We start from the raw sequence: 24,028 nt of genomic DNA, 5'->3' as shown, positions 1-24,028 counted from the left end.
TCCCGCTCCGCGTGAGCGCTGCTGGCCGCTGCGCGGCCAGCCCACCGGCCCGGCTGAGCCGGGCCGGTGACGCTCCGTCCGCTTCGCTCCCGGAGCGGACGGGGGCCTGCGGCCCCCGTGAGGCGGCCTCCGCTGCGCTCCAGCCACCGGACCGATCCCGCTGCGCGGGACGGTCAACGGGCCTTCGGCCCGGGCGGCGAGAGGGAGGGGGTGGTGTGGACTCAAAGCTGCTGAACCAACATCCATATGACGAGCCCCAGGAAGATCACTCCGACCGTCCGGCTCATTGCATACCCCTTGCTCGTGGGCTCGGTCGCATCGGGATTCTTCACCCAGCCTCTCTGGAGGCGGGCGTTGGCCTTCCAGAGCGATTGGGGGCGCGCAACTTGAATCACCCCCAAGACCAGGAAGAAACACAGGACCAGGATGAATATCGGACTGCCGCCATCACTGTCCTTGGCGGCCTGCACTACCGCGTCGTGACTCATGAAGGGTCAGCTGCCCCGGCCCCGAAACGAGTAACGGACACCTCCAAGCAAACGCCCACTGCGCGAGACGGTCAAACGGCCCGCGTTCTCAGGCGAGGAATGCGAGGTGGCTCGGGCCTGACTAACTCAGCCGTCACGCGCTGCTGCTTTCCTCTTGACTCGGCCGGCCACCCACTGTGCCACCACATTGACCACGGCCACGACGACCGCGAAGACAAGCGCATCGAGCCACGTCTTGCCCGTCATAGCGCGCCAAGCCACCGCGGCCGCCCCGTAGGCAACAAGCCACACCACTACAACAACCGTCCAGCGCATCCACCGCCGAGACCGCCACTCGACCAGCCACGTCTGACTCTGCATACCGCTCGCGTACCCCTGACCGCTCGTCACCGAGCCCGCATTAAGCCCTGAATGACGGATATGAGCGATCTACCATGCCCATCGGCCACCACGAGGGCTCCGATCACGGCCAGGCCGCTTGCCCGGGAGGCTTCAGACGCTAGCCAGGGCGTATCGCCTCTTCCTCCTGACGGTGCCGGCGCAGGATCCGCAGCGTGCCAAGGAAGAACAGCGAGAACATGACTGCGCACGCGGCCGCCCTCACAACCGCCGCCTTGCCCTCGTCACCCATGATCGTGTCGATCAGCAGCAGACACCACAGCAACGCGAATCCTCCGTGGAACCAGCGGCCGAATCGGAGGATTTTCACTGTTCGGGCCGGGAGCGGGTACTGGCTTCGCCACCTGAACGGAGTCATGGACGTCGGCTACCCGCCAACAGTGATCTCCCACCCCGCCTCCTGCTTCCTGCGCGGGTCAGCCAACGGGCCTGCCGCCCGGGCGGCGAGGCAAAGGGGTGGCGAGGGTGGTGACTCTGCGTCATGTGACGCAGCTGGCCTTCGCGGGGCCGATTACCTTCGCCTTTCCGTCTTCTTAGCCGTGACTTTCTCCGGCCCTGGACTGCTTGCGTCGTGCGGACCAATTGACTGCTAGCAGACAGCACCACACCAAGACCAGAAGCGCTGCTATCGCGATACGGCTGCCGCTGTCCTTGTCCGCCACGTGCCACACCAGCAGGCCGATGCTGGCGCAGAGCATCGGCCAATACATTCGCGGGCCCCACCGGTTTCCCGGTCTCGTCCACGATGGCGGGACACGAGAATCAGATCGTTGCGCCATGCATGCTCTCCCTTCAGGCCTTTGTTCCCTCGTGCCGACTTACGGGATGTCCGAACTGTGGACAGACCACATGGCTCCGCCCGGCAGACGTGGTCGGGGCCTGGCCGTGCTTCCGCGAGCAAGGGTGACGGGCTCTCAGGCGTGGGCGTGGCGGCGGGTGCCTGGCGGCTTGTGCGGGGCAGCGTGGTGCACAGGCCGGCCCGTCGCGGGAACTGCGAGACGCCGCAGGGCGAGACTCGCGGTGACGAGCAGTACGGCGAAGACGGCCAGGAGGAGAACGGACACCCACATCTGCCGGCTCCCCGGAGCCTGCCAGCCCGTCCAAGCCGCGGATCCCGCCCACAGCAGAATGGCCACAGCGTAGAAGGAGCGGATACGCCGCAGTTGCCGCACGGCCCGCAGGAACTGGATGCGTTCGGTCTTCGGTGCCATGCGGCACCGTGTACCCCGATGCGCGATGCCCCATCAGGGTCGCAGGGGATTTGTGGAGCGGTCGGCCGACCACTTGGCCGCTTCCATCGCCATCCCCTCGTCTTCCGCACGGCCAGCGTCCCTTTTCGGTGCTCGTGGTCCGGGCAAGGGGCGTTCAGGCGGGTCGGCGGCCGGTAACGGTCGGCGAAGCCGTGGTCCTCATTCGGGAGTAGGTCACAAAGCCATAGGCAGTCATGCCTGTCCAAATCACGGTACTGGCCAGTGGCCACCACAGATCCCATCCCTGCTCGCCCCGGATGAGACGGCTGATCCAGTTCACCGCCCAGCTGACCGTGAGAACAAGCGCTGCCCACCTGGCCCAGTGCCAGATCCGCATGGTTCCCCGGGCAAGGGCCTCCTGTTGGCTTTGCTCACCCCGTCGGGTTCGTGTGCCATCCATACCTCCCCGTCTACCCGCTGTCAGGTCTTGTCTTCCTGTGCCGGGGCAGAGGGTGAAAGCGCAGCGAAGACGGCGCAGGGCGGGGCGTGGTGTTGACTCATTTGCTTGCTGTGGGCTGCGCTCAGTCTTCTGGGAGGCGGGCATGATCCTCGAAGTCGCGTCGCACCGCGACGCCCTGGTCCTCAACCAGCCCGTCCTCGTCAGGGAAGTCCAAAGCCGCGCCGCAGTGGCTGCACAACTTTCCGTCCTCAGCGGGCGTACCGCATGCCTTGCAGAACCGGTTGCCCTTCTCAGTCTCTTGCGTCATGACTCTCCTGGAGCAGCTCGAAAGTGTTGGGGTTTCGATGCGGAGTACCCGTTGCTCCGGGGACTAATTCGCGTGACGGTGTGCTTCATTTTTTCTATGCGATAGAGTCTGGAATCGGAAGGCTGCAGGAATGAAGCGTGTGTGCTGCTGCAGGCTGATGGCGCGGGCCTCGGTTCAGGGCGTCCATCACCGCCTCGGCTCAAGCCGGCGTGGAGGCCATCACTGCTTGTCTGCAGCCTGGTTGGTCAGGTGGTGCGTACAGGAGTGGTCGTCGGGTTCCGCTGGAAAGGGTCGAAGGAATGGCTATGAAGGAACTCCGTCCTCATCAGCGGGAAGCCGTGGACGCGGTACTCCGGTCGCTCGAATTTCTTGCACGATCCACTGTGCCCGAGCGCGGTCTGCGCACTCAGGTGATCATGGCCACCGGAACCGGCAAGACCCTCGTCGCCGCACGGAGCGCCGAGGAGCTGCGTGCCGGCCGTGTGCTGGTGCTCGTCCCCTCGCTGGACCTGCTCGCGCAGACCGAGGCTGCGTGGCGCGAGGGAGGCCGTACGGGTCCGATGATCGGGGTCTCCTCCCTGCGGGGCGGGGACGTGTCCTTCCCCAACACCACGGACGTGGGTGAGCTGGTCGACTGGGTGCGGCCGTTCGACAAGGTCACCGTGTTCGCCACCTACGCCTCCCTCGGCCTCGGCACACTCGAGCGCGCACACGCCGCCGGCCTCCCCGGGTGGGATCTGATCGTGGTCGACGAGGCGCACCGGACGTCGGGGCGGTTGGGTAAGCCGTGGGCCGTTGTTCACGACAACACCCGCATCCCCGCTCTGCGGCGTCTGTACATGACGGCCACGCCGCGGCTGTGGCAGCTGGACGAGGACGTCGGCCAGGGTGCGCCGGGTGAGCTGGTCGCGTCGATGGAGGATGATCCGGACGGGCCGTTCGGTGCGCGCTGTTACACGCTGACGCTGTCGGAGGCGATCGACCGGGGGATCTGTGCGCCGTATCAGGTGGTGTGCGTGGACATCACCGACACACGGCTCCCGGCCGCGCAGCTCCTGGGCGTGGAGGGCCGCTCGGACGAGGTCCGCGGGGCCCGGCTCGCAGCCCTCCAGACCGCGCTGCTGAAGGCGTCCTCGGAGGAAGGGTTCCGGCGCACGCTCCTCTTTCACCATGTGGTGAAGGAGGCCGAGGCGTTCGCGGCCGGCCTCCCGAACGTGGCCGCGCAGCTGCACGCCAAGGACCCTGAGCTGTACCCGAAGACGATCTGGGCGGATTGGCTGTGCGGCGACCACAAGCCGGGACATCGCCGCCGGGTCCTCGAGGAGTTCGCGGCCGGCATCGCCACGGACGGCACGGTCGTCGAGAAGGGCTTCCTGGGCTCGGTGAAGGTGCTGGGCGAGGGCGTCGACACCAAAAGCTGCGACTCCGTCTACTTCGCCGACGTGCGCGGCTCCATGCCCGACCTCGTCCAGGCCGTCGGCCGGGCGCTGCGGATGCAGCCCGGAGAGGGCAAGGTCGCCTCACTCGTCGTGCCGGTCCTGCTGGGGCCAGGCGAGACGGCGGACAACATGCTCACGTCGCGAGCTTTCGGCGGGCTCGCGAAGCTGCTGGAAGCGCTCCGGGCCCACGACGCCCGCATCGTGGAGCAGCTCGCCGAGCAACAGGCCCAGAGCCGGGTACGGGGCGTGCAGAGCCGCAGCGGGGCGGAAGGTGAAGGGGACGGGAGCGGCCGAAGCGACCGTGGCCTGTCGGTACCGGCCCAGGCGCTGCTGAAGTTCTCCACACCCCGCGACCCCACGCAGCTCGCCGCGTTCATCAACCTGCGCATCCTCAACCCCGAACACGCCCATTGGCGACGCGGCATCGAGGCCGCCGCCATCTACCAGCAGCTGCACGGCGACCTGAAGGTGCCGTTCACGTACCGGGTGCCCGGACGCGAGGACCAGGCAGTCCGGGCCGAACGCGACGAGCAGGCGCAGGCGGCCGAGGGGTGGCCGGCCACGCTGGCCGGCTATCCGCTGGGGCAGTGGATAGCCGACAACCGGCGCTTCTACGCCCGCGGCGACATGGACGCCAATCGTGTCGAGCAGCTCGAGAAGCTCGGCATGGTGTGGTCACACTTCGACGTCGCGTGGGAAGAAGGTCTCGCGGCGGCGCGTGGGTGGGCGGCCGAGGCGGGCCACCTCCTGGCCCCGCTGGACGCCACCCACCAAGGCTACCGGGTAGGAATCTGGCTGAAGAACCAGCGAGCCGCCGCACGGAAGGCCACCGAGATCGCGCAGCGGCGAGCCGAAGGCCTGCCCGTGGAGTCGGCGGCCGGGGCGCTGTCGGACGAGCGGCGCGAGCAGCTGGAAGAGATCGACCCGTCGTGGTGCCCGGCCTGGCCGGTGGAGTGGCAGCGGGCTTTCCACCTCGCCCGGCTCCACCTCGAGGCCGGCGGCGAGCTGCCCACGTCGCCGGGCGACGTCGTGCACCAGGGCAAGGACCTCGGCCGGTGGGTGCGGACGGTCCGGTACGGCTGGGACCAGCTCACCACCGTCCAGCAGTGGATGTGCGAGCAAGTCCTCGGGATCGAACCCGCCAGCGAGGACGAAAAGCCGCCGCCGCGCCGCACACAGGCCGACAAGTGGGCCATGAACTACCAGGCCGCCCGCCAGTACTACGAACGCGAGGGACACCTGCGCGCACCAAGGAAGTGGGTCGAACGGATCGTCGGCGAGGACCAGGAGGAACGGGAGCTCCGGCTCGGGGCGTGGATCGGGAATCAGCGCAGCCGGGCCGCCACGCTGACGCCGGAGCGGATGGAGCTGCTGTCCGCGATGGGGATGCGATGGTCCTGATCGCGCGGCCAGTTTCCGCCACGATTCAGTGACCTTGGGGGGAACCTGCTCTACTGGACCCCGCGACGCGGGGCTCCCTGGCACCGGACACGGAGGAACTAGATGAGCGACTGACAATCGTACGTGGACAACAATCTCCTCGGCAGCGGGTGTATCGCTGAGGCCGCCATCATCGGCCATGACGGCGAGACCTTGGCCGCGTCGGCCGACTTCACCGTCAGCCAGTCGGAGGCCGACGCTTTGTTGCAAGGGTTCAAGTACCCCGACTCGATGTTTCCCACAGGCTTCCACGTGAACGGTGTGAAGTACTTCACTCTCCGATCCGACGACCGAACCATCCAAGGAAAGCACGGCGCCAACGACATCATTTCTGTCAAGACGTCGAAGACCGTTGTGCTGGGCATCCACACGAACTCGGCTACAACACGCGATGCAGTAATGGTGGTTGAGCGGCTCGCCGACTACTTGATCCAGGCAGGTTACTGATCACGATCGACGATCGTCATGGGTCGTGGTGAGCTGACGGACGCGGCGTGAGAGCGGACAGCCCCTGAGCTTCCTGGCGTTCACGGGCGTGGCCGGCCGTGGCGGGATCACCGGCAGGTCACCAACGGGGTGTCGTGGCGGTTGCCGGACCGGTGCCCGGTGCCGTGACCTGCCGGGAACGCTACCGGTCCGTGGCAGACGGCCTATGAACGGTTCGCCCGCTGGGAGGCGGACGGAACCTGGGCCCGCTTCCTCGAACAGACCCAGGTCCGGGACGAAGGGCGAGCACGGGTAGACGGTAGGTCTCCGACTCCCTTACTGGCGTTCGACTCACTAGAGGACTTCGACAGCGCAAGGCCCGGACCAGGCGTCCGGGCCTTCGTCGTGCCCCGGAATCTTTTCTCCCGGTCGCTGCTGTCCGGGTCCCGGCTTCCGGCCCTACGGGGTGGAGGAGCCGTGCCCTCCAGGGCGAGACGCAAGCGCCTGAGTCCTGTCACTGTCCCGCCCGCCATGTCGAACTCACGCCGGAGGCAGTACCGATGACCACCCGCCAGGCAGCCGGGGCAACACCCGCGCCGATCGGCGTTACGCTGAACACGCCCACCCTGGGCCGGGCCGAAGCCCCACAGGGACGCTCTCCAGAGAGCCGCAGCAGGACCGCCGACCGCGAGGCGTGCGCCACCTCCACGCAGACGACACCACCACAGGTGTCCGCCGTCTCTGTTCCTCCGCCTCGTAGGAGACTCCCGATGTCTCGGGACCCGCACCCGCACTCCCCCATACCCGCCCGACCCGAACCGCCCGGCCCGGCCGGCGCAGGCACGCCGGCGGAGACCCCGCTGCTGTCGGTGCACGCCGCTGTGGTGTTCCTGGCGGCCGTCATCATCGGCCTCGTCATGGGTGGCCTCATGTTCCTCCACGACAAGTCCGTGCCCGCAGCTGTCGCGGCGGGCCTGGTGGCCGCTGGAGGCAGTGTTCCCGTGCTGCACAAGCTAATTGGCTGACCGTCGCCGTGGTCAGCCCTGCCCTGCCCCTTGGGTAGGCGGCCGAGCACAAGGGGGACGGTTTTCCAGACACTCAACGCTGTCTCACCCAGTGGCTGTCGGGTCGGGCATTGCGCCGACCAGGGCAGCGTGGGTCCCGGGGAAATGCCTTCGACCAACGTCATGCCGGTCCGGCAGGCTCCAGGCCATGACCACACCGCCCTTCATCCCCGGACTGGAGCTCTCCCGCCGCTTCTACTTCGAAGCCGTCCGGCCTCTGTTGGACGAGGCCGTCCCCGGCATCGCTCATTCCGCCGCCCGTCTCGGCGGCGGCTCGGAGGTTCTGGGATTCGACACCGCCCGCTCCGCCGACCACGAGTGGGGACCCCGGCTCCAACTGTTCCTGCATCCGCAAGACGTCACCCGCCACGGGACGGCGATCAAGAAGCAACTCTCCGCACGGCTGCCGAAGACCTTCCTCGGCTACCCCACGCACTTCGCCGCCACCGCCGAGGCGGGCATCCGGATCATGCAGGCGACCGACGGACCGGTGCACCACCGCGTCGACATCACCGACCTGGCCACCTGGTTCACCGACCAACTGGGCTTCGACCCCGGCCAGGACGTCACCACGCTGGACTGGCTGGCCACCCCCACACAGCGGCTCGCCGAGGTCACCGCCGGCGCGGTCTTCCACGACGGACTCGACCGGCTCGGCCCGGCCCGCGCGCGGCTCGCCTGGTACCCGCACGACCTCTGGATCCACCTGCTCGCCTGCCAGTGGCAACGCATCGCCCAGGAGGAGGCCTTCGTCGGCCGGTGCGACGAAGTGGGCGACGAACTCGGCTCCGCCATCGTCGCCGCGCGCCTGGTCCGCGACCTGATGCGACTCTGCCTGATCATGGACCGCCAATACCCGCCGTACAGCAAATGGCTCGGCAGCGCCTTCGCCCGCACCCCACATGCCGCCGTCCTCACCCCCGTCCTCACCGCAGCCCTGGCCGCCACCGACTGGCACACCCGCGAACACCACCTGGCCCGCGCCTACGAGACCGTCGCCGCCGCCCACAACCGGCTCGGCCTCACCGAGCCGGTCGACCCCACCACGCGCCCCTACCACAGCAGGCCGTTCAAGGTCCTCCACGCCGAACGTTTCACCGCGGCGCTGACCGCCCGCATCACCGACCCGGCCGTCCGCGCGCTACCGCTGACCGGCAGCGTCGACCAGTTCGCTGACAGCACCGACGCCCTCAGCAACCCGCAGTGGACACGAGCGGTGACCCGGGCCACGGCCTTCGTCCCAGAGCCGTGACGTCGTCGCCAAACGTCGATCCGACGCCGCCACGCACTCCCGCATGTCTCATGAGACACCGCGAAGTCTGGAGAAGGACGGCTACCGTGCCCAGCTCGCCGTGCACGCTGGTGACGGGTGCTGCTGAGCACCAGGCAGAAGGACCGGGTACGACACCCCCTCCCCCCTAGGGCCTGTCTGAAGTCGTGATCAAGAGGTGAGATTCCGCTTCCGCCCGGCGTTTCGACCGGATGCGCAGGATTCCGTGAACCTTTCCGTCCGGAATGCCGACTGTCTGTGTGACGGACGGTGAGGGCAGGGAGGTGTGGTGGGCGACGACGGGTTGCTGGTGGTGCGCTGCCAGCTTGGGGAGCGGGAGGCGTTCCGCGAGCTGGTGGCCGTGTGGCACCCCCCGCTGTGGCGTTATGTCCGGGGCATGGTCGGCTCCCCGCACCTCGCGGACGATCTTGCTCAGGAGGCGTGGGTCGCTGTGGTGCGCGGCCTGCCGCGGCTGCGGCAGCCGGAGCGGTTCGCCCCCTGGCTGTTCACCATCGCCCGGCGCACGGTCACTGACCATCTGCGGCAGACGCACAAGGCGCCGGAGACGGCCATGGAGGAAGCCACGGCTGTCGTCGCCGACGACGAGCTCAGCGGCGTGCTCACCACGATGCAGATCGAGGCAGGTCTTGCCGCGCTGCCGCCCTTGGAGCGCGAGGTGCTGATCCTCTTCCACCTGGAGGACCTGCCGCTGGCCTCCTGCGCGGAGGTGCTCGGCGTACCGGCCGGCACGGTCAAGAGCAGACTGCATCGCGCCCGGCGCATGCTGCGCAACAACCTTGCCGAGAAGGGATACGAGGCATGAGCGAGCAGAACCGCGCAGGGCAGCAGGCGGTGCCCGAGCAGCTGGAGCGCGTGCTGGCCGCGCAGGTGTCGCTGCGGTCCCGGCTGCGGCACGTGGCAGTGGGCCTGGCCGGGGGATGCGGCGCGGCCATGATCGCGGTGCTGTGGGCCACCGAGCCGCATGCGCTGCCGCCGCGTACTCAGGTTGTCTTCGCCGGACTGATCGCCATCGGGCTGGCCTGGGCTGTCTTCGCCGGCTGGGTGCTGAGCAGGCGTCGGCCGCTGTTCGCCCGGGACTGGGTGCTGTCCGCCCGGATCGCACTGGCGGTGACCATGGTGACCGCCGTGGCCGGGGTGGCGCTGGCCGCCGTCCGAGGCAGCACCGCCGATCTGGTGGCCATCGCCGCGGGCGGGGTCGTCTTCACCGCCGCCGCGGTACTCGCCCTGGTACGGGCGTGGCGCCGCCGCCGCGAACTAGTGCGACTGCGGGATGCCCTGCGACAAGACGCCTCCTGAACGACCGAATTCACCCAATCCAAGATCACTCAGTTCATCAGGGAGACAGATATGAACAACAAGACCGCTCCGATCGGCCCGCTGGCCCTCGCCCTGTGTCTTCGCGGTGCAAGCAGGCGCACCGTCCTGGTCGTCGCGGCCCTGGCCGGTACCGCCCTGCTCATCGGCGTCGGCCTGCTCCTGATGTGAGCTTGCGCCCCAGAGCCGAGTTTCCACCGTTGAGACATCGGTGCCACACGCCCAAGAATTCAGTGACACAGGACAGGCTGGCAGAGGTCAGGGATGGCTCGCAGCGAACTCACAGACGATGAGTGGGAGTTGATCGAGCCGTTCCTGCCGATAGGCACGTCCGGCCCGTATCCGGAGCATCTGCGGGAGCAGTTCGAGGGCGTGATCTGGAAGTTCCGCTCGGGTGCCCAGTGGCGGGAGATGCCGCCGGAATTCGGGGTCTGGCGTACCGCTGCGCCCGCGGTGTGGGATCGCTGCCGATGGCAGCAGGTCCGGCCGCGCCCTGTAGGCGGGCCGGACCGCGAAAGGCCAGAACCTCATCCTCCGGCGACCGCCGGGTCGCCCGACAGGTTCACGCCGGCCTGCCGGAGTTCTTGGCAAGCCCGTTCGATGGTGTCGTGGCTGACGCCCGCGGTCAGATCCAGCAGTACCTGGGTGGCGAAGCCGGCCTTCGCCGCGTCCAGGGCGGTGGCCTTCACGCAGTGATCGGTGGCGATACCGACCACGTCCACCGCGGTGATGGCGTGCTCCCGCAGCCACGCTGCCAGACCCTGCTCGTCCTCGGTGGCGCCTTCGAAGCCGCTGTAGGCGGCGGCGTAGGCACCTTTGTAGAAGACGGCGTCGAGGGCTCCGGCAGCGGCCGCTGGGGCGAACTTCGGATGGAACTCGGATCCTTGCGTCCCTGCTACGCAGTGCACAGGCCAGGAGGTCTTGAAGTCGGGGGTGTCGGAGAAGTGATCGCCCGGGTCGATGTGGTGGTCCCGTGTCGCCACCACCTTCGCGTACCCGTGCTCCTTCGCCTCTTCCACCAGCTCTCGCACCTTGCCGGCGACCTCGGCTCCACCGGCCACGGCGACACTGCCGCCCTCGCAGAAGTCGTTCTGCACGTCCACCACGATCAGCGCACGCCCCATGCCTTTGCCCTTCCTCTCGTCTTGTGAGTGATCTCCTGCTCGGCTGCGGCAACGGGGTGAACGAGACGCATGAGCAGGTCCCTTCGTCATGTCCGGCAGGCTGTGCTCTGCCTGACAGCACCGGCGCTGGACACGCCCGGTAGCCGCGAATCCCTCACCCTCAGGGGCGGGCCGGCCCGGAAACGGTGTTTTCAGAGTGAGTGTGTGCTGCCGGCGCACGGCGGGCAGCGGCACCGTGGTGTCGGCTCAGGAGAAGACGACGGAGCGCAGGAGCAGGCGGTCGGATGCGCCTGTGCCTGGGGGCAGGGTGTAGTAGGTGTCGCCTTCGCAGTCGGCGTCGAGGAAGACGGTGGCGGTGGCGTCCGTGCGGTTCTTGGGTGCCCGGCTGGCCGAGCCGGGTTCGGAGGCCGGTCCTTGCAGGTTGACGCACTGGCCGCTGGGAGGGTTGTTCAGGAAGCCGACCGCTTCGTAGCCGTCGGCGGTGGTGTAGGTGTAGCGGAACTGGCCGGTTGCGGCAGAGGCTGGGCCGGGTACCGCCAGAAGCAGGGCGATGGCACTGCAGGCAGCACCGAGGGCCGCCGTGAGGGAGCGAGCAGACACTGGAATCTCTCCTCGTCGAAAATGCTCATGCGGTCGTGCCAGCGATGCCCCCGAACGCAGCGGGATAGACGCTTTGTCCCCCAGACGGGGAAGCCGCGCAGCGAGGGCGGGAGCGCAGCGGACGCCCGGTGCCCTGCCGCGTGGCAGGCGGCGGCCGGTGCCGCACCCCACCCCACCCACCCCGGGCACGCCATGCATTCATTCCGTACGCGATCCGTACGCTTTCCGCTCGGTAGCAAGCTGGTGGCAGGGACACCCGCCATGATGTGGCCGATAGCCCTCTTCAGGGCCTCTCGGGGGCCGCCTGCTGGACGCGGGTGGGCGGAGTGTCGAGGAGCAGGCAGGTGAGGTGGAAGACGCTGGGGTGCAGGTCGGCGGCTAGGCGCAGCAGTCGCAGCGGCTGGGGGCGCAGTCCGGTCACGGTCGTCCGGCGAACCGGGCCGTTTCCGGACGGGATGGGGGTGAAGAGCAGGTGGAGGCCGGCGACGTCCATGAACGCGGTCTGGTGCAGGTCCCACAGCAGGTCGGTCACGTGGGCCGGGAGTGCGGCGGCGGCGTCGCGCAGCGGGGGCAGGGTGTCGTAGTCGATGTCCCCGCGCACCGTGATGCGTGCAGAGGTGCCGTCGATGGTGGTGGTGTTCATGCTGGGCGCGCCCCCTTCCGGGGGTTGGTGAGCCCAACGGCGAAACACCCCTGGCAGGGGTGTACGACGATGGCGGGGAGCCGGGTGCCCGGGATGGGGGCAACGCCCAGCTTCCCAAAAGACCGCCACCCGAAGATGCCGGCCGGTCTCGTTGTCCGTCCACCGTCGCACACTTTGGTCGGCGCCCTCGACCTCCATTGGCACCGCCTCAAGAGTCCGACGAAACCGATCCCGGACCCTCGCGACCGTGATCAATTGGTCCTGCCGTGCTCGCGGCACATGTTCGTCCGCCCGGTGCTGCACCTGGACCAGCATGCCTGGACCGAAGCGCACGTCGCGGCCTTCCGCTACTTCGGCGGCGTCCCGCGCCGGCTCGTCCCGGACAACCTGAAGACCGGCGTCGACAAGCCCGACCTCTACGACCCGAAGATCAACAAAGCCTATGCCGAACTCGCCACCCACTACGGCGCGTTGGTCGATCCGGCCCGGGCGGCGAAGCCGAAGGACAAGCCCCGGGTCGAGCGGCCGATGCCCTATGTCCGCGACTCGTTCTGGCGAGGCCGGGAGTTCACCTCGATCGAACACATGCAGGCCGAGGCCACGACCTGGAGTCATCAGGTCGCCGGGCGGCGGAAGTGCCGGCCGCTGGGCGGGGCCGCCCCGATCACCGTGTTCGACGCGTTGGAGGCGGCAGAACTGCTGCCCTTGCCACCCACTCCGTTTGTGCTGGCCCGCTGGTCGACGGCGACGGTCGGCCCAGACATCCACATCAGGGTCGGCCGCACCCTCTACTCGGTGCCGAGGAAGCTGATCGGCCGCAAGGTCGATGTCCGCTCCACCGCCACGATGGTGCAGGTCTTCCACGAAGGCCAGCTCGTCAAGACTCACACCGCCCTTGACCAGGGGAAACGCACGGACAAGAGTGACTATCCGCCGGAGAAGATCGCGTTCCAGATGCGGACGCCGGTCTGGTGCCGCAGCCAGGCGTCCGAGGTCGGTGACGCCTGCCGCGAGGTCGTCGACCAGCTGCTGGAGGTCAACGTCCTCTATCGGCTCCGCGCGGCCCAGGGGGTTCTCGGGCTGCGGAAGAAGTACGGCGACACGCGGCTGGAAGCCGCATGCGCGAGGGCCATCGCGGTCGGCGACCCGTCCTACCGCACCATCAAGGGCATCCTTATCGCCGGCACCGAGACCGACCCAGAGCCCGAGACCGACCCAGAGCCCGAGACCGGCGGAGACGCCGGAGCCGCGGCCTTCCTCCACGGCCCCGCCCGGCTCTTCGCCACCGTCTGTCGGCGTACGAGCTGAAGTGCAGAGCCGCGTACAGATGAATGTGCAGAGCTGTTAGGGCCTGTCCCCGGCACGGGGCCGGAGAAGCTGCGAACGTGCGCGGATGTTAGCTTCGCTTCCCGTGATGGAGCACCAGGACGACACTAGGGCGGCCTACGACGGGGTCGTCGAGCTGTATGCGTCGCTGTTCGCTAATCGGTTGGAGACGCAGCCGTTCTCGCGGAACATGATCGGCACCTTTGCCGAGCTGGTGCGCGGGACGGGGAACCCGCGGGCAGCGGACGTCGGGTGCGGCCCGGGACATCTGACGGCCATGCTGCACGACCTGGGGCTGGACGCCTTCGGGCTCGACCTCTCTCCGGGCATGGTCGACCACGCCCGGCGGGCGCATCCTGCGCTGCAGTTCGACGAGGCGCGGATGGAGGACCTGCCGGTCGAGGACGGCGCGCTCGGCGGCGTGCTGGCCCACTACTCGATGATCCATACCCCGCCTGAAGAATTGCCTGCGCTGCTCGCCGAGCAGGTGCGTGTCCTGGCGCCGGGCGGCCTGCTGCTGGTCTCGTTCTTTGCGACCGACGGACCGGAGCCGGTCCGCTTCGACCACAAGGTAACGCCCGCCTATAGCTGGCCGGCGGACCGGTTCGCCGAGTTGCTGGCCGAGGCCGGGCTCACCACGTTCGCCAGGCTGCTCCACGACCCGGCCTCCGACCGGGGTTTCCTCGACGCCCACTTGCTGGCCCGCCGCCACTAGAGCGTGCCCCGTGGTCTTTGGGCGGCAGCGCTTAGAGGGCGTTTATGCAGGTCAAGGCCTGTATGCGACTCTTGTCCCTGACCTCTGCTTTGAGGGCCTTCATTCCATAGGCGGCGAATGACGCTCTTCACGGTGGATGCTCGGTCATCCGTCTCGTTCGCTTCTACACCTGGAAGTCCGTCTGGTTTGAAGTTGCCGCGGAATCGCCCAATGAACAGCGGAACCGAGCCCTCCGCCTCGCCCATGATCACGCTACGTCGTGAGCGAGCGCAAGCCGTACCCCAGCGACCTGTCCGACGCCCGATGGGCCCTGATCGAGCCGACACTGACGGCCTGGAGAAAGGCCCGGCTCGACCGCAGACCAACCGGGAAGCCGGCCAAAGTCGATTTACGGGACGTCTTCAACGCGATCCTCTACGTGAACCGCACGGGAATCCCCTGGAAATACCTCCCACATGACTTCCCGAACCACGCCACTGTCTACGCCTACTACGCGGCCTGGCGCGACGAAGGAATCTTCGCCCAGCTCAATTACGACCTGACCGGACTGGCCCGCGTGAAGGAAGGGCGCAAGCCCGAGCCGACCGCCTCCGTGATCGACACCCAGAGCGTGAAGACTTCCACCAACGTGCCCGTGACCAGCCAGGGAACGGACGCCGCGAAGAAGATCGTCGGCCGGAAGCGCGGCATCCTCACCGACACGATCGGCCTCATCCTCGCCGTGACCGTCACCGCCGCCGGCCTCTCGGAGAACGCCCTGGGAATCCGCCTCCTCGACCAGGCGAAGGAGACGTACCCCACCCTCTCCAAGAGCTGGGTCGACACCGGCTTCAAGAACGCTGTCGTCGAGCACGGCGCCCGCCTCGGAATCGACGTCGAAGTCGTCAACAGGAACCCGGAGACCCCCGGGTTTCACGTGGTGAAAAGGCGCTGGGTGGTCGAGCGGAGTATCGGTTGGATCATGATGCACCGCCGCCTCGCCCGCGACTACGAGACCCTCACCGCCAGCTCCGAAGCCATGATCCACATCGCCTCGATCGACAACCTCGCCAGGCGCATAACGGACGAGACGACACCCACCTGGCGAGGAACGTACTAGGACGTAAACGGCAAGTTGCCCACTTCAAACGCCCTCTAAAAGGTGCTAACAAAGCCGTTGGACGTGGCGGTGGGTGATCAGACAGACCGCGAGTCCGAGGAATGCTTCGTGGATGTCGTCGCGTCGTTCCCAGCGGATGCGCAGGCGGCGGAAGCCGTGCAGCCAGGCGATGGTGCGCTCGACGACGTACCGGAAAATGCCGAGGCCAGTGCCGTGTGGCTCGCCGCGTTTCGCGATCACGGGGCGGATCCCGCGCTGCCAGAGCAAACGGCGGTACTTGTCGTGGTCGTAGCCGCGGTCGGCCAGCAGCGCGTCCGGGCGCCGACGGGGTCTGCCGACCCGGCCCTCGACGGCCGGGATCTTGTCGAGCAGGGGCAGCAGTTGGGTGATGTCGTTACGGTTGCCGCCGGTCAGCGATACCGCGAGCGGGATGCCCTGGCCGTCGACAATGAGGTGGTGCTTGCTGCCCGGCCGCGCGCGGTCGACCGGGCTGGGACCGCTTTTGGGCCCCGTCGAGCGGCGCGGACGTGCGAGGAGTCGATCACCGCCCGCTCCCAGTCCAGCTGGTTCCTCGAGCGCAGCTTCTCCAGCAGGACGACGTTGGAGTCGGTCCCAGACGCCGGCCTCGTTCCAGGCGGCCAGCCGCCGCCAGCAGGTCATGCCCGAGCCGAAGCCCAGCTCCTGGGGCAGGTACTCCCACTGAATGCCGGTGTGCAGCACGAACAGGATCCCGCACAGGGCCTGCCGGTCCGGCACCCGCGGTCTGCCCTGGGCCCAGAATCTCCCCGTCCGCGCGGACCCGCCGCCCGCCGCTCGGCGACGGCCGGACCACCACGATCGGTCGCCGCCCGGACATGCCTCCAGCATCAGCCCGCCCCCGCGGCACACGCACCCGCAGGCCGACGCACAGCCGACCGCGTCACCACAGGCGGGTGACCGTCACCACGGCATGCCTCGTCGACCCCGCCAACACCTCGACAAAGAGCCCGGTCTCCGCCCCGGTGAACGACTCGCCCCCGGGCTGCCCGGCCGGGCCCTCGCCGCCCTGCTCCTGTCCCCCATGGCCACCCCGGACTCCGCAGCCGGCGAGACCACCGTGCCGGCGCGGGCAGCGATCGACTGCCCGCCCGGCTACGTGTGCATCTACCCCGACATCGACTTCGGCGGACAGCCCTGGATGGGGCGCGCCTCCGACGGCAGCGTGAAGGACCTGCCGTCCGCGATCCGCGACCGCGGCAGCGCCGTCACCGACGCCTGCTTCCGCCTGGGCCTGCACCTGAACATCGTCCAGTTCCCCGGCAGCAGCAGCATCCTGCGCCTGGCGCCGCCCTTGACCATCACCGACGCCGAACTCGACCGCGGCCTGGACATCCTCGACCAGGCCCTCACCGCCGCAGCGAAGGCGTAGCCGGCCGCTCACCGCCCTGCCGGGCAGCCGTCGTCGGCTGTCCCGCTCCGGCGGGGTCCGGTCAGTTCTCGGCCTTGATCTTCTTCATGGTGAGGTGGGACTCCAGGCGCAGGACGGCGGGGTGGCCGGTGAGCTTGTCCATGAGGAAGGACTCGTAGGCGGCGTTGTCGGCGACCGCGACACGGATGAAGTAGTGCGGGCTGCCGTACATCCGGCGCAGCTCGACGACCTCGTCGTGGGCCGCGATCGTGGCCTCGAACTCCTCGATCGTCTTGCGAGTCTGGGCGTAGATCTCGACGTTGACGAGGACTTCCATGCCCCGGCCGGTCACCTCGGGGTCGATGACGGCCCGGTAGCCGGTGATGACGCCTGCGTCCTCCAGCCGCTTGACCCGCCGCAGGCACGGCGGTGGTGTCAGGCCCACCCGCCGGGCAAGTTCGACGTTGGTCAGCCGGCCGTCCTGCCGCAGGTGAAACAGAATGTCTCTGTCGATCGCATCCAGAGGTACTTCATTGCTCACACGGGCATTCTACGGGCCTGATCGACAACCATATAAGGCGCATTTCTTCCTAGCATTGCGGCATGGGAACACATCCGGTCGGGGTCGCCGACCCTCTTTGGCCTGCCCGCGCACCGCACCGGCCGCGGTCCGAGGTCCTGGCCGACTTGAAGGACTCCGCCTCGGTCGGCCTGGGCCTGTTCCCGATGGGACTCGCCTTCGGCATGCTGGCCACCCACTCCGGGCTGCCCTGGTGGACCGCACCCCTCTTCTCCGCCGTCATGTACACCGGCGGTGACGGCCGAAGTGCGCGACGGGCGGGTCGACCTCGAGGGCTCGGTCGAGTTCGCAAGCCTGGTCCCCGTCATCGAGCGGCTCTGCCGGAGCGTCGACGGCGTGGTCTCGGTGGACCAGCACCTCACGTACCGGACCGACGACGCTCGACCACGGCCTCGCGACACGTGACGTGGGACGTTCGCCGCGCGAGGCCGGCAGAGCCGTCGGCCTCGCGCGAAAGGTTCGAGCACTCGCCTGCCCAACCCAGCGCAGCCTGGCGAAGGGCCCTGGCTCAGCCGGTGATGGGGATGTGCTGTGCCTTCCCCGTCTCCGTCTTCGGGACGCGCACCGTGAGGACTCCGCTCGTCAGCTCCGCGCTGACGTGGTCGGTGTCGGCGTTCGGCGGCAAAGTCGTGCGGTAATCGAAGTGCCCCATGCGACGGGTGTGCCTGCGGCGGACCCCAACGTGTTCCTTCTCTTTGATCTCACCATGGATGTCGAGCTCGCCCTCGATCACCTCGACGGTGATCTGCTCCTTGTCCACGCCGGGAAGCTCCAGTTCCACCAGATAGGCGTCCTCGGCGTCCACGACGTCGGCCAGCGGCGCCCACGGCTCGTGCGTGCCCGATTCGGGAGAGCCGCCGCCCGGAAAGGCGGCGTGCATGAGCTGGTCCACCCGGGTGCGGAGATCGTCCAGCTCGTGCAGGGCTGCTGAGAGCCCATCCCTGCTGTGTCGTGCGGGATGTGTCATGGCTGAATCCTCCTTGCTTCGTCGCGTGCCGACCGGCGGTCACGTGGACCATCCGGTGACCTGCTGGGCGACGGGCCGCGGGGCTCCCGTGCCCTCGATGTCGCGCTCGGCGATGTCCAGCAGCTGCTGGGCGATGTTCTGCAGGCCGCGCCCCGCTGCCAGTTCGTCACCGATCTCCGGCACGTCCGCGTCGGCCGGATGGCAGTGCGCGGTCCCATGGCCGGTGAGCGCAGTGGTGCCGGTGTCCAGCACGACGTGCGCCTTCGTCATTCCGTCGTCGTCCTCGAAGAGGTGCAGTCGGACTCTCCACTCCGCCGTGTGCGGCATGGCATTCCTCCTCGCCTGTGTAAGGACCCCTCCGGTCCGGAACGGGTCTGCACCGTGCGCGTCGACGACTCGTACGTCGCGGAGGGTTCGCCCCCCTTCGGCGGATGCCGTGATGTGGGGGCAACTGCCCGGACAAGTGCGGGACGCTGGTCCTCCCCCACTGTCCTGGTTCCATCATGGGACGGCGCGGGCTCCGGTCACAGGGCCGTAGGTCCCCGGGGGCCAGCCGTCGGGACCCAGTGATCGATCTTCAGACACAGGCCGGTCCGGCCACCAGGTTTCGCGAGGCGTCGAGCATTGCCTCATGGTGGGTTGTACAGGCAACGGCCTCGCCGTGAGAGCCTGCTCAACATCCCCCTGATCGTCGGATTCCCCGGATTCACCTCGAAGCTGTGGCTGGCCCACGACGAGCGCGACCGCTACCGCGGCGTGTACGAATGGGACGGACGGCGCGCCGAACACTACGCGCGCTCGCTGTGGCGGGTTCTCGCCCTGGTCAGCGTGCCCGGTTCCCTCCGGTATGCCGTCGTGCCGGGGCTGCGCCGCGACGACGTGGTCGCGGACCCCGGCCTGGTTGGCCCTCGCGGTCGCGGCAGACCACCAGCGTCGACGGTGCGGTTGGGCCCTCTACCTCACAGCGGTCGCCCGTCTCGTGTCGGAACCGTGGGGACCGGTCAGGTCAGCGAGGCCAGGGCGCAGCCGGGCCGTGGCTTCACCGGCCACGGGCTCCAAAGCGGGTAGTCTTGTGAGGGTGACCATGGTGTTCGGGTCCAGAGCCTGAACGGTGGTCCTGTCACCGTCCCGGCGGACGACGACGTTGCAGGGCAGCAGTAGACCGATGCTGCGGTCGGTTTCCAGAGCCCGGTGAGCCAGCGGCGGATTGCAGGCGTCGAGGATCAGGTAGTCCTCCACGTCGGCGCCGAGCTTCTCCTTCAGCGTGGCCTTCACGTCGATCTCGGTGAGGATGCCGAAGCCCTGTTCCGCCAGCGCCTGGCGGACGGCGGTCACGGTCGCGTCGAAGTCGGTGCCGAGGCGGACGGTGCGGTCGTAGGACACGAGGTCTCCAGGGTCGTACGGACTGTCGATTCCGGTATACCGCGCCGAGTGCCCGCACGGACGGCGCGACGCTCGACAGGTGTCCGCGCGCTCCGGTCTCGAGGCAGCCTGGGTCGCAGGCTACAACCCCGCCCTCGTAGCCGGCGGCCGGGCCGCCCGAGCGGGCCACCCTCCAGACGACGCATGGGCTCAGTGGACTTCCGGCCGCGCACGGTCCTGAGCCTGTGTCGCGATGACGGCAGCCTGGATGCGCCGCTCCACACCGAGCTTGGCGAGCAGGCGAGAAATATGGTTCTTCACCGTCTTCTCGGCTAGGTACAGCCGCTGGCCTATCTCACGGTTGGTGAGCCCCTCGCCGATCAGGGCGAGGATCTCCCGTTCCCGCTCGGTCAGTCCGGGCAGGGTGTCCGGCTCCTCCTTGGGCTCATGAACCCCTCGCAGCCGTGCCATCAGTTTCGCCGTAGCGGTGGGATCGAGCAGCGACTGACCACGGGCTACTGTGCGCACCGCTGAAACGAGGTCCGAGCCTTCAATCTGCTTCAGCACATACCCCGAAGCCCCAGCCATGATCGAGTCGAGCAAAGCCTCATCGTCGTCGAATGACGTCAGCATGAGACAGGCCAGGTCAGGCATCCGGGAGCGAAGATCACGGCACACCGTCACCCCATCCTCGTCCGGCAGGCGAACGTCCAGCACCGCCACATCGGGCCGTAGAGCGGGTACACGCACCAAAGCCTGTTCAACGGTGGCGCCCTCCCCCACCACCGTGATGTCCGGTTCATCGTCGAGAAGGTCATGCACTCCCCGACGGACCACCTCGTGGTCATCCAGCAAGAAGACCCTGATCGAAGCCCCGTCACCGGCTCGCTCGCAGTCCACCATCGATCGCTCCTCGGCCTGAGTACGGTCCCCATGCCAGTCTTGCTCGCACCCGGGATCCGTGCCCAGGGCCGTCCGGCCCTGTCTCTCCTGCGCCTCAGATGAGGGCGGACTACAGCCGTCGGCCCGCGCGACGTGTCCTGCTCCCGGTGAGCGTGCCATGCCCGTAGAGCGGGCCTCCTCCGAAGAAGCGCCGGAAGCGGTGCAGACCCGTACCGAACCGCTGCTCCCGCTGCACCGCTACCGGCCACCGACGAGCTGACAGAAATCCGCGGGGCCGAGTTGTCCTTCACCACCTCGGGAGCCGACGCGCGCTGGGCGAGGTTTTGAACCGACCCTTACACCCGTCTCCTTCTTTTTGTGCCTGTTCTCGGCGACGCGGTGCCTCCGGTGGGGGCCGTGACGGCAGTTGTCGAGGCCTTACGAGCTGGTGCGTGATTGCGGTTGAAGGATGATCGCGCGAGGGTGGGATGATCCAGTCCGTGGTGATCACGGTCGACCGGAACGTCCTCGCGCATCAGCTGTTCACAGGGGTCTCTCGGCAGCATCTGGCTTGCCTGGTCGATGAGTTGGCTGGCCCGTGGCAGGCCATGGTCGAGGATCGTCGTCACGAGGCCCGCGGCGGGGCCAGGAAACGTGAGGCGGGGGCCGGTGCCCGGCATCGGCTGGTGTTCGTCGGCCGACTGGTCGTCACGCTGATCCACCTGCGGCACGATCTTCCGCACTCCGTCCTGGCCCTGTTGTCTGGTGTCGACCGTTCCACCGTTACCCGCGCGATCGGAGAGATGCGCGGGCTCCTGGCCGAACGCGGATGCGCGGTTCCTGACCGTCCTGGCCTGCGGCTTCGGACCCTGGCGGATGTGTTCGCCTACGCCCAGGCCGAGGGCATCGAGTTGCGGCTGGATGCCACCGAGATCCAGGTCCGCCGGCCCGCAGCCGGACGCGGCGGACGCCGGGCGTTCGTCTCGGGCAAGAAGAAGCAGAACACGATGAAGGCCACTGAGCGTTTTCAGAGTGGCCACTGGTCGGGTGACGGGCTGCTCTTCCGCAACGTACGAGGCTCCTGTGCCGTTGAGAGAGGTGTTCGACGTCTCAACTCATCAGCGCAGGAGCCTCGTTGGTTCCCTATCCTGCCGCACTCGACCTGCCTCACGCCCTGGTCGAGTGGGTAACCATGCTCATCGTCACCCGTGAGGGTGACCGCCGCTGCAAGCTCCCGCCCCACCAGCGTGCTCTCGTCGGTCTGGTCTACCTTCGCCGGCATGACACCCTCGCGCAGATCGCCGCCGGGTTCGGCATATCCGTCGGCACCGCCCACGCCTACGTCAGCACCGTCGTCGGTCACCTGTCCCGGCGAGCGCCCGGACTGCTACGAGTCCTGCGGGAAACGGATCCCCAACACGTCCTGCTCGACGGCACGCTCGCCGAGTGCGACCGGGTAGGTGACAGCCGGGCCGACTTCTCCCAGAAGCACCGCCGCCACGGCGTGAACGTGCAGGTCATCGCCGACCCTGCGGGCAAGCTGCTGTGGATCTCGCCCGCACTGCCCGGACGCACCCACGACCTCACCGCGGCCCGCACCCACCGCATCATCCGGATCTGCGAACGCCAAGGCGTTCCCGTCCTCGCCGACCGTGCCTACATCGGGGCCGGCTCCTGGGTGACCACGCCGATCAGACGCCTTCCACACCAGGACCTCACCGCGACCCAGCAGACGATCAACCGGGCCCTGTCAGCGGCACGAGCACCGGTTGAACGAAGCGTCGCGAGACTGAAGTCCTGGCGCATCTTTCGCCGAGCTCGCTGCAGCCCCAACCGCATGAGCGTCATCGCCGCTGCCGTCCTCACCCTGGAGCGTCAAGCTGAAAACGCTCACTGTCGTCGCCGACCATCAGGGCCGCACTCTCTGGACCGACGCCCTGCGGCCAGGACGGATGCACGATGCGACCGCCACACGCAACGAAGGCATCGCAACCTGTTTCCAGCACTTCACCGACGTGGAAGTGCTCCTGGACGACGGCTACCTCGGTCTCCGGCGTGACCACCCCGGCCAGGCGATCACACCGCCCAGAAAACCGAACAAGATCGCTTTGCCGCACGTACACGCAGCCAGAGAAGAGGCCCGGCACCGACACTCATCGAAGCGCATCACCGTCGAGCACGCGCTCGCCGACCACAAACGCTGGAAGCAGCTGACCCGCTGGACGCACCGGCGGGAGGCCCTGCCGGACACCTACCGGGCCATCGCCGGCCTCGTCTCCGACCGCACCGCCAACGCGTGACCATGACCCTGATCAGGCAAACACGCCTCAACCGCAATCACGCACCAGCTCGTTACGACTGGGCAGCCGCCCGTCTGCCAGGGGCACAGCCTGCCCAAGCAGCACCGGGCCCGCGACCAGGCCGAACTCGCCGCCGAGACCCGCCGCTTCTTCCGCAGGCGTCAGCGTCAGCCGCACATCGTCCGCGGCTACTTCGGCGGCACACACGTCCGCTACGTCATGGACGAGAACCCCATGAGTTTCTGAATCAATAGTCAGAGAGTGGCCAGCATGACGATAAATAGAAGCACCAAGAATATCAGCCAGACAATCTTCTTCCGCCTCCTCTTCTCTGCTGACGCTATTCCCGGAGGTGGTGAAGGGCGATTTTCGGGCGGAATTCTGCGAAGTTCCCCCTTGGAGTCAACCGATAGGGTGATTATTTGCGCGTCAGCTGCCTTCACCCATCGATAGGCGAGGTATATATACACAGGCCAGACGAACACCCCAACCACTACACAGATGATCACCGTTATTCTGTCCAGTGGCTGGCTTCCGTATAGCAGCCTGGCGCGGTAACCCTCCCGAGCGTCAAGACGCGCACCCTGTCTCGTTTCCTGGTTAATGGCGTCTTCCAGGATTGAGTTTCGCGCTTCGCCGCCGGCGGTGTGGGTCGACATGAGTCATGCCCTTGATACTAATGGGAGGCGAATGGATTGTCTGTATAGTAATGGTGAAGTTGGATACTGCGGTGACACGCCATACATGCTGATCGACTGTAATCCAATGGGCGATTAGCGACCGCCCAAGCAGTCTCACACTCGGGGCAAGTTATTACGTACCAGCCGCACCTTGCGCACTTGCGAACTGAGGCGCGTGAGGGACCCTGCTTGCCGTGGAGGATGTCTTTTGCAGCATTCAACACTGCCGTTCCCGAGGACACCCACCCTTCAATGCTGCCGATCCCTCCTGCTGTAAGTGAAAAAGCTCTCATGGAGAACTGTCCGAACCCCACTGGGTCGCTGAATTCCGACGCGTGACAATGAGGACACCTTGTAGGCATCGGCAAGACCCGCCTTGTCATTCATTTGCCTCCTGCCACTTCCATGACCTTTAGGCTCTCCATTTGTACATAATTCTCACCAGGCGTCACTGAACCTATTTCATCTTGAATAGTTGCAGGTCAACAGTGTGTGGACGGCCTGGACGATGGCGCTGATGCGGCGGGTGGAGCATCTGGCTCGCC

General features: G+C 67.6%; 23 protein-coding genes and 8 pseudogenes. 18 read left to right on the top strand and 13 right to left on the bottom strand.

Annotated features, from left to right (window positions below):
• Positions 1 to 221 precede the first annotated feature (221 nt).
• From ACIGO6_RS40680 to ACIGO6_RS40670, 3 genes are all read right to left on the bottom strand, one after another.
• A complete protein-coding gene (locus ACIGO6_RS40680) occupies positions 222 to 488 on the bottom strand; it encodes a DUF6199 family natural product biosynthesis protein (protein WP_399885674.1) in 267 nt (88 codons plus the stop codon).
• Between the two features lie 499 nt (positions 489 to 987).
• Entirely contained in the window at positions 988 to 1,245 is a 258-nt protein-coding gene (locus tag ACIGO6_RS40675; RefSeq protein WP_399885672.1) for a hypothetical protein, read from the bottom strand.
• A gap of 556 nt (positions 1,246 to 1,801) precedes the next feature.
• Positions 1,802 to 2,098: a hypothetical protein gene (locus ACIGO6_RS40670; RefSeq protein ID WP_399885670.1), complete on the bottom strand. Its 297-nt coding sequence runs from the start codon at positions 2,096 to 2,098 to the stop codon at positions 1,802 to 1,804.
• Between the two features lie 1,045 nt (positions 2,099 to 3,143).
• Between ACIGO6_RS40670 and ACIGO6_RS40665 the strand changes: the two genes are divergently transcribed.
• The 9 genes and pseudogenes from ACIGO6_RS40665 to ACIGO6_RS40625 all read left to right on the top strand — a co-directional run.
• Complete coding sequence (locus tag ACIGO6_RS40665; RefSeq protein WP_399885668.1) at positions 3,144 to 5,684, top strand: Helicase associated domain protein; 2,541 nt, start codon at positions 3,144 to 3,146, stop codon at positions 5,682 to 5,684.
• Between the two features lie 123 nt (positions 5,685 to 5,807).
• Complete coding sequence (locus tag ACIGO6_RS40660; RefSeq protein ID WP_399885666.1) at positions 5,808 to 6,170, top strand: profilin; 363 nt, start codon at positions 5,808 to 5,810, stop codon at positions 6,168 to 6,170.
• 18 nt (positions 6,171 to 6,188) lie between these two features.
• Positions 6,189 to 6,467 (top strand): annotated as a pseudogene (locus ACIGO6_RS40655) (transposase); the annotation flags it as partial.
• A gap of 452 nt (positions 6,468 to 6,919) precedes the next feature.
• Positions 6,920 to 7,174, top strand: a complete 255-nt coding sequence (locus ACIGO6_RS40650; protein WP_399885664.1) for a hypothetical protein — start codon at positions 6,920 to 6,922, stop codon at positions 7,172 to 7,174.
• Between the two features lie 187 nt (positions 7,175 to 7,361).
• Positions 7,362 to 8,465 carry a DUF4037 domain-containing protein gene (locus tag ACIGO6_RS40645; RefSeq protein WP_399885662.1) on the top strand — a complete coding sequence of 368 codons (1,104 nt, stop codon included), beginning with the start codon at positions 7,362 to 7,364 and terminating at the stop codon, positions 8,463 to 8,465.
• Positions 8,466 to 8,772: 307 nt separating this feature from the next.
• Positions 8,773 to 9,306 (top strand): RNA polymerase sigma factor, encoded by a 534-nt coding sequence (locus ACIGO6_RS40640; protein WP_399885660.1) that lies wholly within the window; start codon positions 8,773 to 8,775, stop codon positions 9,304 to 9,306.
• Positions 9,303 to 9,800, top strand: a complete 498-nt coding sequence (locus ACIGO6_RS40635) for a transmembrane transport protein (protein ID WP_399885658.1) — start codon at positions 9,303 to 9,305, stop codon at positions 9,798 to 9,800. The genes ACIGO6_RS40640 and ACIGO6_RS40635 overlap by 4 nt, the downstream gene beginning before the upstream one ends.
• Before the next feature lie 51 nt (positions 9,801 to 9,851).
• Positions 9,852 to 9,989, top strand: a complete 138-nt coding sequence (locus ACIGO6_RS40630; protein ID WP_399885656.1) for a hypothetical protein — start codon at positions 9,852 to 9,854, stop codon at positions 9,987 to 9,989.
• Positions 9,990 to 10,082: 93 nt separating this feature from the next.
• Positions 10,083 to 10,259 (top strand): annotated as a pseudogene (locus ACIGO6_RS40625) (transposase); the annotation flags it as partial.
• Between the two features lie 86 nt (positions 10,260 to 10,345).
• Here ACIGO6_RS40625 and ACIGO6_RS40620 read toward each other — a convergent pair.
• The 3 genes from ACIGO6_RS40620 to ACIGO6_RS40610 form a co-directional block, all read right to left on the bottom strand.
• Positions 10,346 to 10,942 (bottom strand): isochorismatase family protein, encoded by a 597-nt coding sequence (locus ACIGO6_RS40620; RefSeq protein ID WP_399885654.1) that lies wholly within the window; start codon positions 10,940 to 10,942, stop codon positions 10,346 to 10,348.
• Between the two features lie 246 nt (positions 10,943 to 11,188).
• On the bottom strand, positions 11,189 to 11,542 hold the full coding sequence (locus tag ACIGO6_RS40615; protein ID WP_399885652.1) for a hypothetical protein: 354 nt from the start codon (positions 11,540 to 11,542) through the stop codon (positions 11,189 to 11,191).
• A 283-nt stretch (positions 11,543 to 11,825) separates the two neighbouring features.
• Entirely contained in the window at positions 11,826 to 12,185 is a 360-nt protein-coding gene (locus ACIGO6_RS40610) for an STAS domain-containing protein (protein WP_399885650.1), read from the bottom strand.
• 255 nt (positions 12,186 to 12,440) lie between these two features.
• On the opposite strand from ACIGO6_RS40610, the pseudogene ACIGO6_RS40605 reads away from it, so the two are divergent.
• The 3 genes and pseudogenes from ACIGO6_RS40605 to ACIGO6_RS40595 form a co-directional block, all read left to right on the top strand.
• Positions 12,441 to 13,493: pseudogene (locus ACIGO6_RS40605) on the top strand (transposase); the annotation flags it as partial.
• Positions 13,494 to 13,596: 103 nt separating this feature from the next.
• Positions 13,597 to 14,226 carry a class I SAM-dependent methyltransferase gene (locus ACIGO6_RS40600; protein WP_399885648.1) on the top strand — a complete coding sequence of 210 codons (630 nt, stop codon included), beginning with the start codon at positions 13,597 to 13,599 and terminating at the stop codon, positions 14,224 to 14,226.
• Positions 14,227 to 14,485: 259 nt separating this feature from the next.
• Positions 14,486 to 15,325, top strand: coding sequence for an IS5 family transposase (locus ACIGO6_RS40595; protein WP_399885647.1), 840 nt, complete (start codon positions 14,486 to 14,488; stop codon positions 15,323 to 15,325).
• Between the two features lie 45 nt (positions 15,326 to 15,370).
• Here the strand turns inward: ACIGO6_RS40595 and ACIGO6_RS40590 are convergent, their stop codons facing one another.
• A complete protein-coding gene (locus ACIGO6_RS40590) occupies positions 15,371 to 16,081 on the bottom strand; it encodes an IS5 family transposase (protein ID WP_399885645.1) in 711 nt (236 codons plus the stop codon).
• 193 nt (positions 16,082 to 16,274) lie between these two features.
• Between ACIGO6_RS40590 and ACIGO6_RS40585 the strand changes: the two genes are divergently transcribed.
• A complete protein-coding gene (locus tag ACIGO6_RS40585) occupies positions 16,275 to 16,733 on the top strand; it encodes a peptidase inhibitor family I36 protein (RefSeq protein WP_399885643.1) in 459 nt (152 codons plus the stop codon).
• A 61-nt stretch (positions 16,734 to 16,794) separates the two neighbouring features.
• Here the strand turns inward: ACIGO6_RS40585 and ACIGO6_RS40580 are convergent, their stop codons facing one another.
• A complete protein-coding gene (locus ACIGO6_RS40580) occupies positions 16,795 to 17,253 on the bottom strand; it encodes an Lrp/AsnC family transcriptional regulator (protein ID WP_391780901.1) in 459 nt (152 codons plus the stop codon).
• A 62-nt stretch (positions 17,254 to 17,315) separates the two neighbouring features.
• Between ACIGO6_RS40580 and ACIGO6_RS40575 the strand changes: the two are divergent.
• Positions 17,316 to 17,477: pseudogene (locus ACIGO6_RS40575) on the top strand (hypothetical protein); the annotation flags it as partial.
• A 49-nt stretch (positions 17,478 to 17,526) separates the two neighbouring features.
• Positions 17,527 to 17,697 (top strand): annotated as a pseudogene (locus ACIGO6_RS40570) (BON domain-containing protein); the annotation flags it as partial.
• Positions 17,698 to 17,800: 103 nt separating this feature from the next.
• Here ACIGO6_RS40570 and ACIGO6_RS40565 read toward each other — a convergent pair.
• The 4 genes from ACIGO6_RS40565 to ACIGO6_RS40550 all read right to left on the bottom strand — a co-directional run bounded on the left by ACIGO6_RS40565 (position 17,801) and on the right by ACIGO6_RS40550 (position 20,524).
• On the bottom strand, positions 17,801 to 18,259 hold the full coding sequence (locus ACIGO6_RS40565; RefSeq protein ID WP_399885640.1) for an Hsp20/alpha crystallin family protein: 459 nt from the start codon (positions 18,257 to 18,259) through the stop codon (positions 17,801 to 17,803).
• 39 nt (positions 18,260 to 18,298) lie between these two features.
• Positions 18,299 to 18,586: a DUF1876 domain-containing protein gene (locus ACIGO6_RS40560; RefSeq protein WP_399885638.1), complete on the bottom strand. Its 288-nt coding sequence runs from the start codon at positions 18,584 to 18,586 to the stop codon at positions 18,299 to 18,301.
• Positions 18,587 to 19,213: 627 nt separating this feature from the next.
• Positions 19,214 to 19,642, bottom strand: a complete 429-nt coding sequence (locus ACIGO6_RS40555; protein WP_399885636.1) for a DUF302 domain-containing protein — start codon at positions 19,640 to 19,642, stop codon at positions 19,214 to 19,216.
• A 189-nt stretch (positions 19,643 to 19,831) separates the two neighbouring features.
• Positions 19,832 to 20,524, bottom strand: a complete 693-nt coding sequence (locus ACIGO6_RS40550; RefSeq protein WP_399885634.1) for a response regulator — start codon at positions 20,522 to 20,524, stop codon at positions 19,832 to 19,834.
• A 467-nt stretch (positions 20,525 to 20,991) separates the two neighbouring features.
• On the opposite strand from ACIGO6_RS40550, the pseudogene ACIGO6_RS40545 reads away from it, so the two are divergent.
• The 3 pseudogenes from ACIGO6_RS40545 to ACIGO6_RS40535 all read left to right on the top strand — a co-directional run.
• Positions 20,992 to 21,522, top strand: a pseudogene (locus ACIGO6_RS40545) (transposase family protein); the annotation flags it as partial.
• Positions 21,523 to 21,638: 116 nt separating this feature from the next.
• Positions 21,639 to 22,382 (top strand): annotated as a pseudogene (locus tag ACIGO6_RS40540) (transposase family protein); the annotation flags it as partial.
• 13 nt (positions 22,383 to 22,395) lie between these two features.
• Positions 22,396 to 22,803: pseudogene (locus ACIGO6_RS40535) on the top strand (transposase family protein); the annotation flags it as partial.
• Positions 22,804 to 23,057: 254 nt separating this feature from the next.
• Here the strand turns inward: ACIGO6_RS40535 and ACIGO6_RS40530 are convergent.
• The gene (locus ACIGO6_RS40530; protein WP_399885632.1) at positions 23,058 to 23,462 is read right to left on the bottom strand and encodes a hypothetical protein; all 405 of its coding nucleotides are present in this window, start codon (positions 23,460 to 23,462) and stop codon (positions 23,058 to 23,060) included.
• Positions 23,463 to 24,028 lie beyond the last annotated feature (566 nt).

Source organism: Streptomyces sp. NPDC053750, from assembly GCF_044544295.1.
Lineage (GTDB): Bacteria > Actinomycetota > Actinomycetes > Streptomycetales > Streptomycetaceae > Streptomyces.
This window is presented reverse-complemented; position numbering and strand designations above follow the sequence as displayed.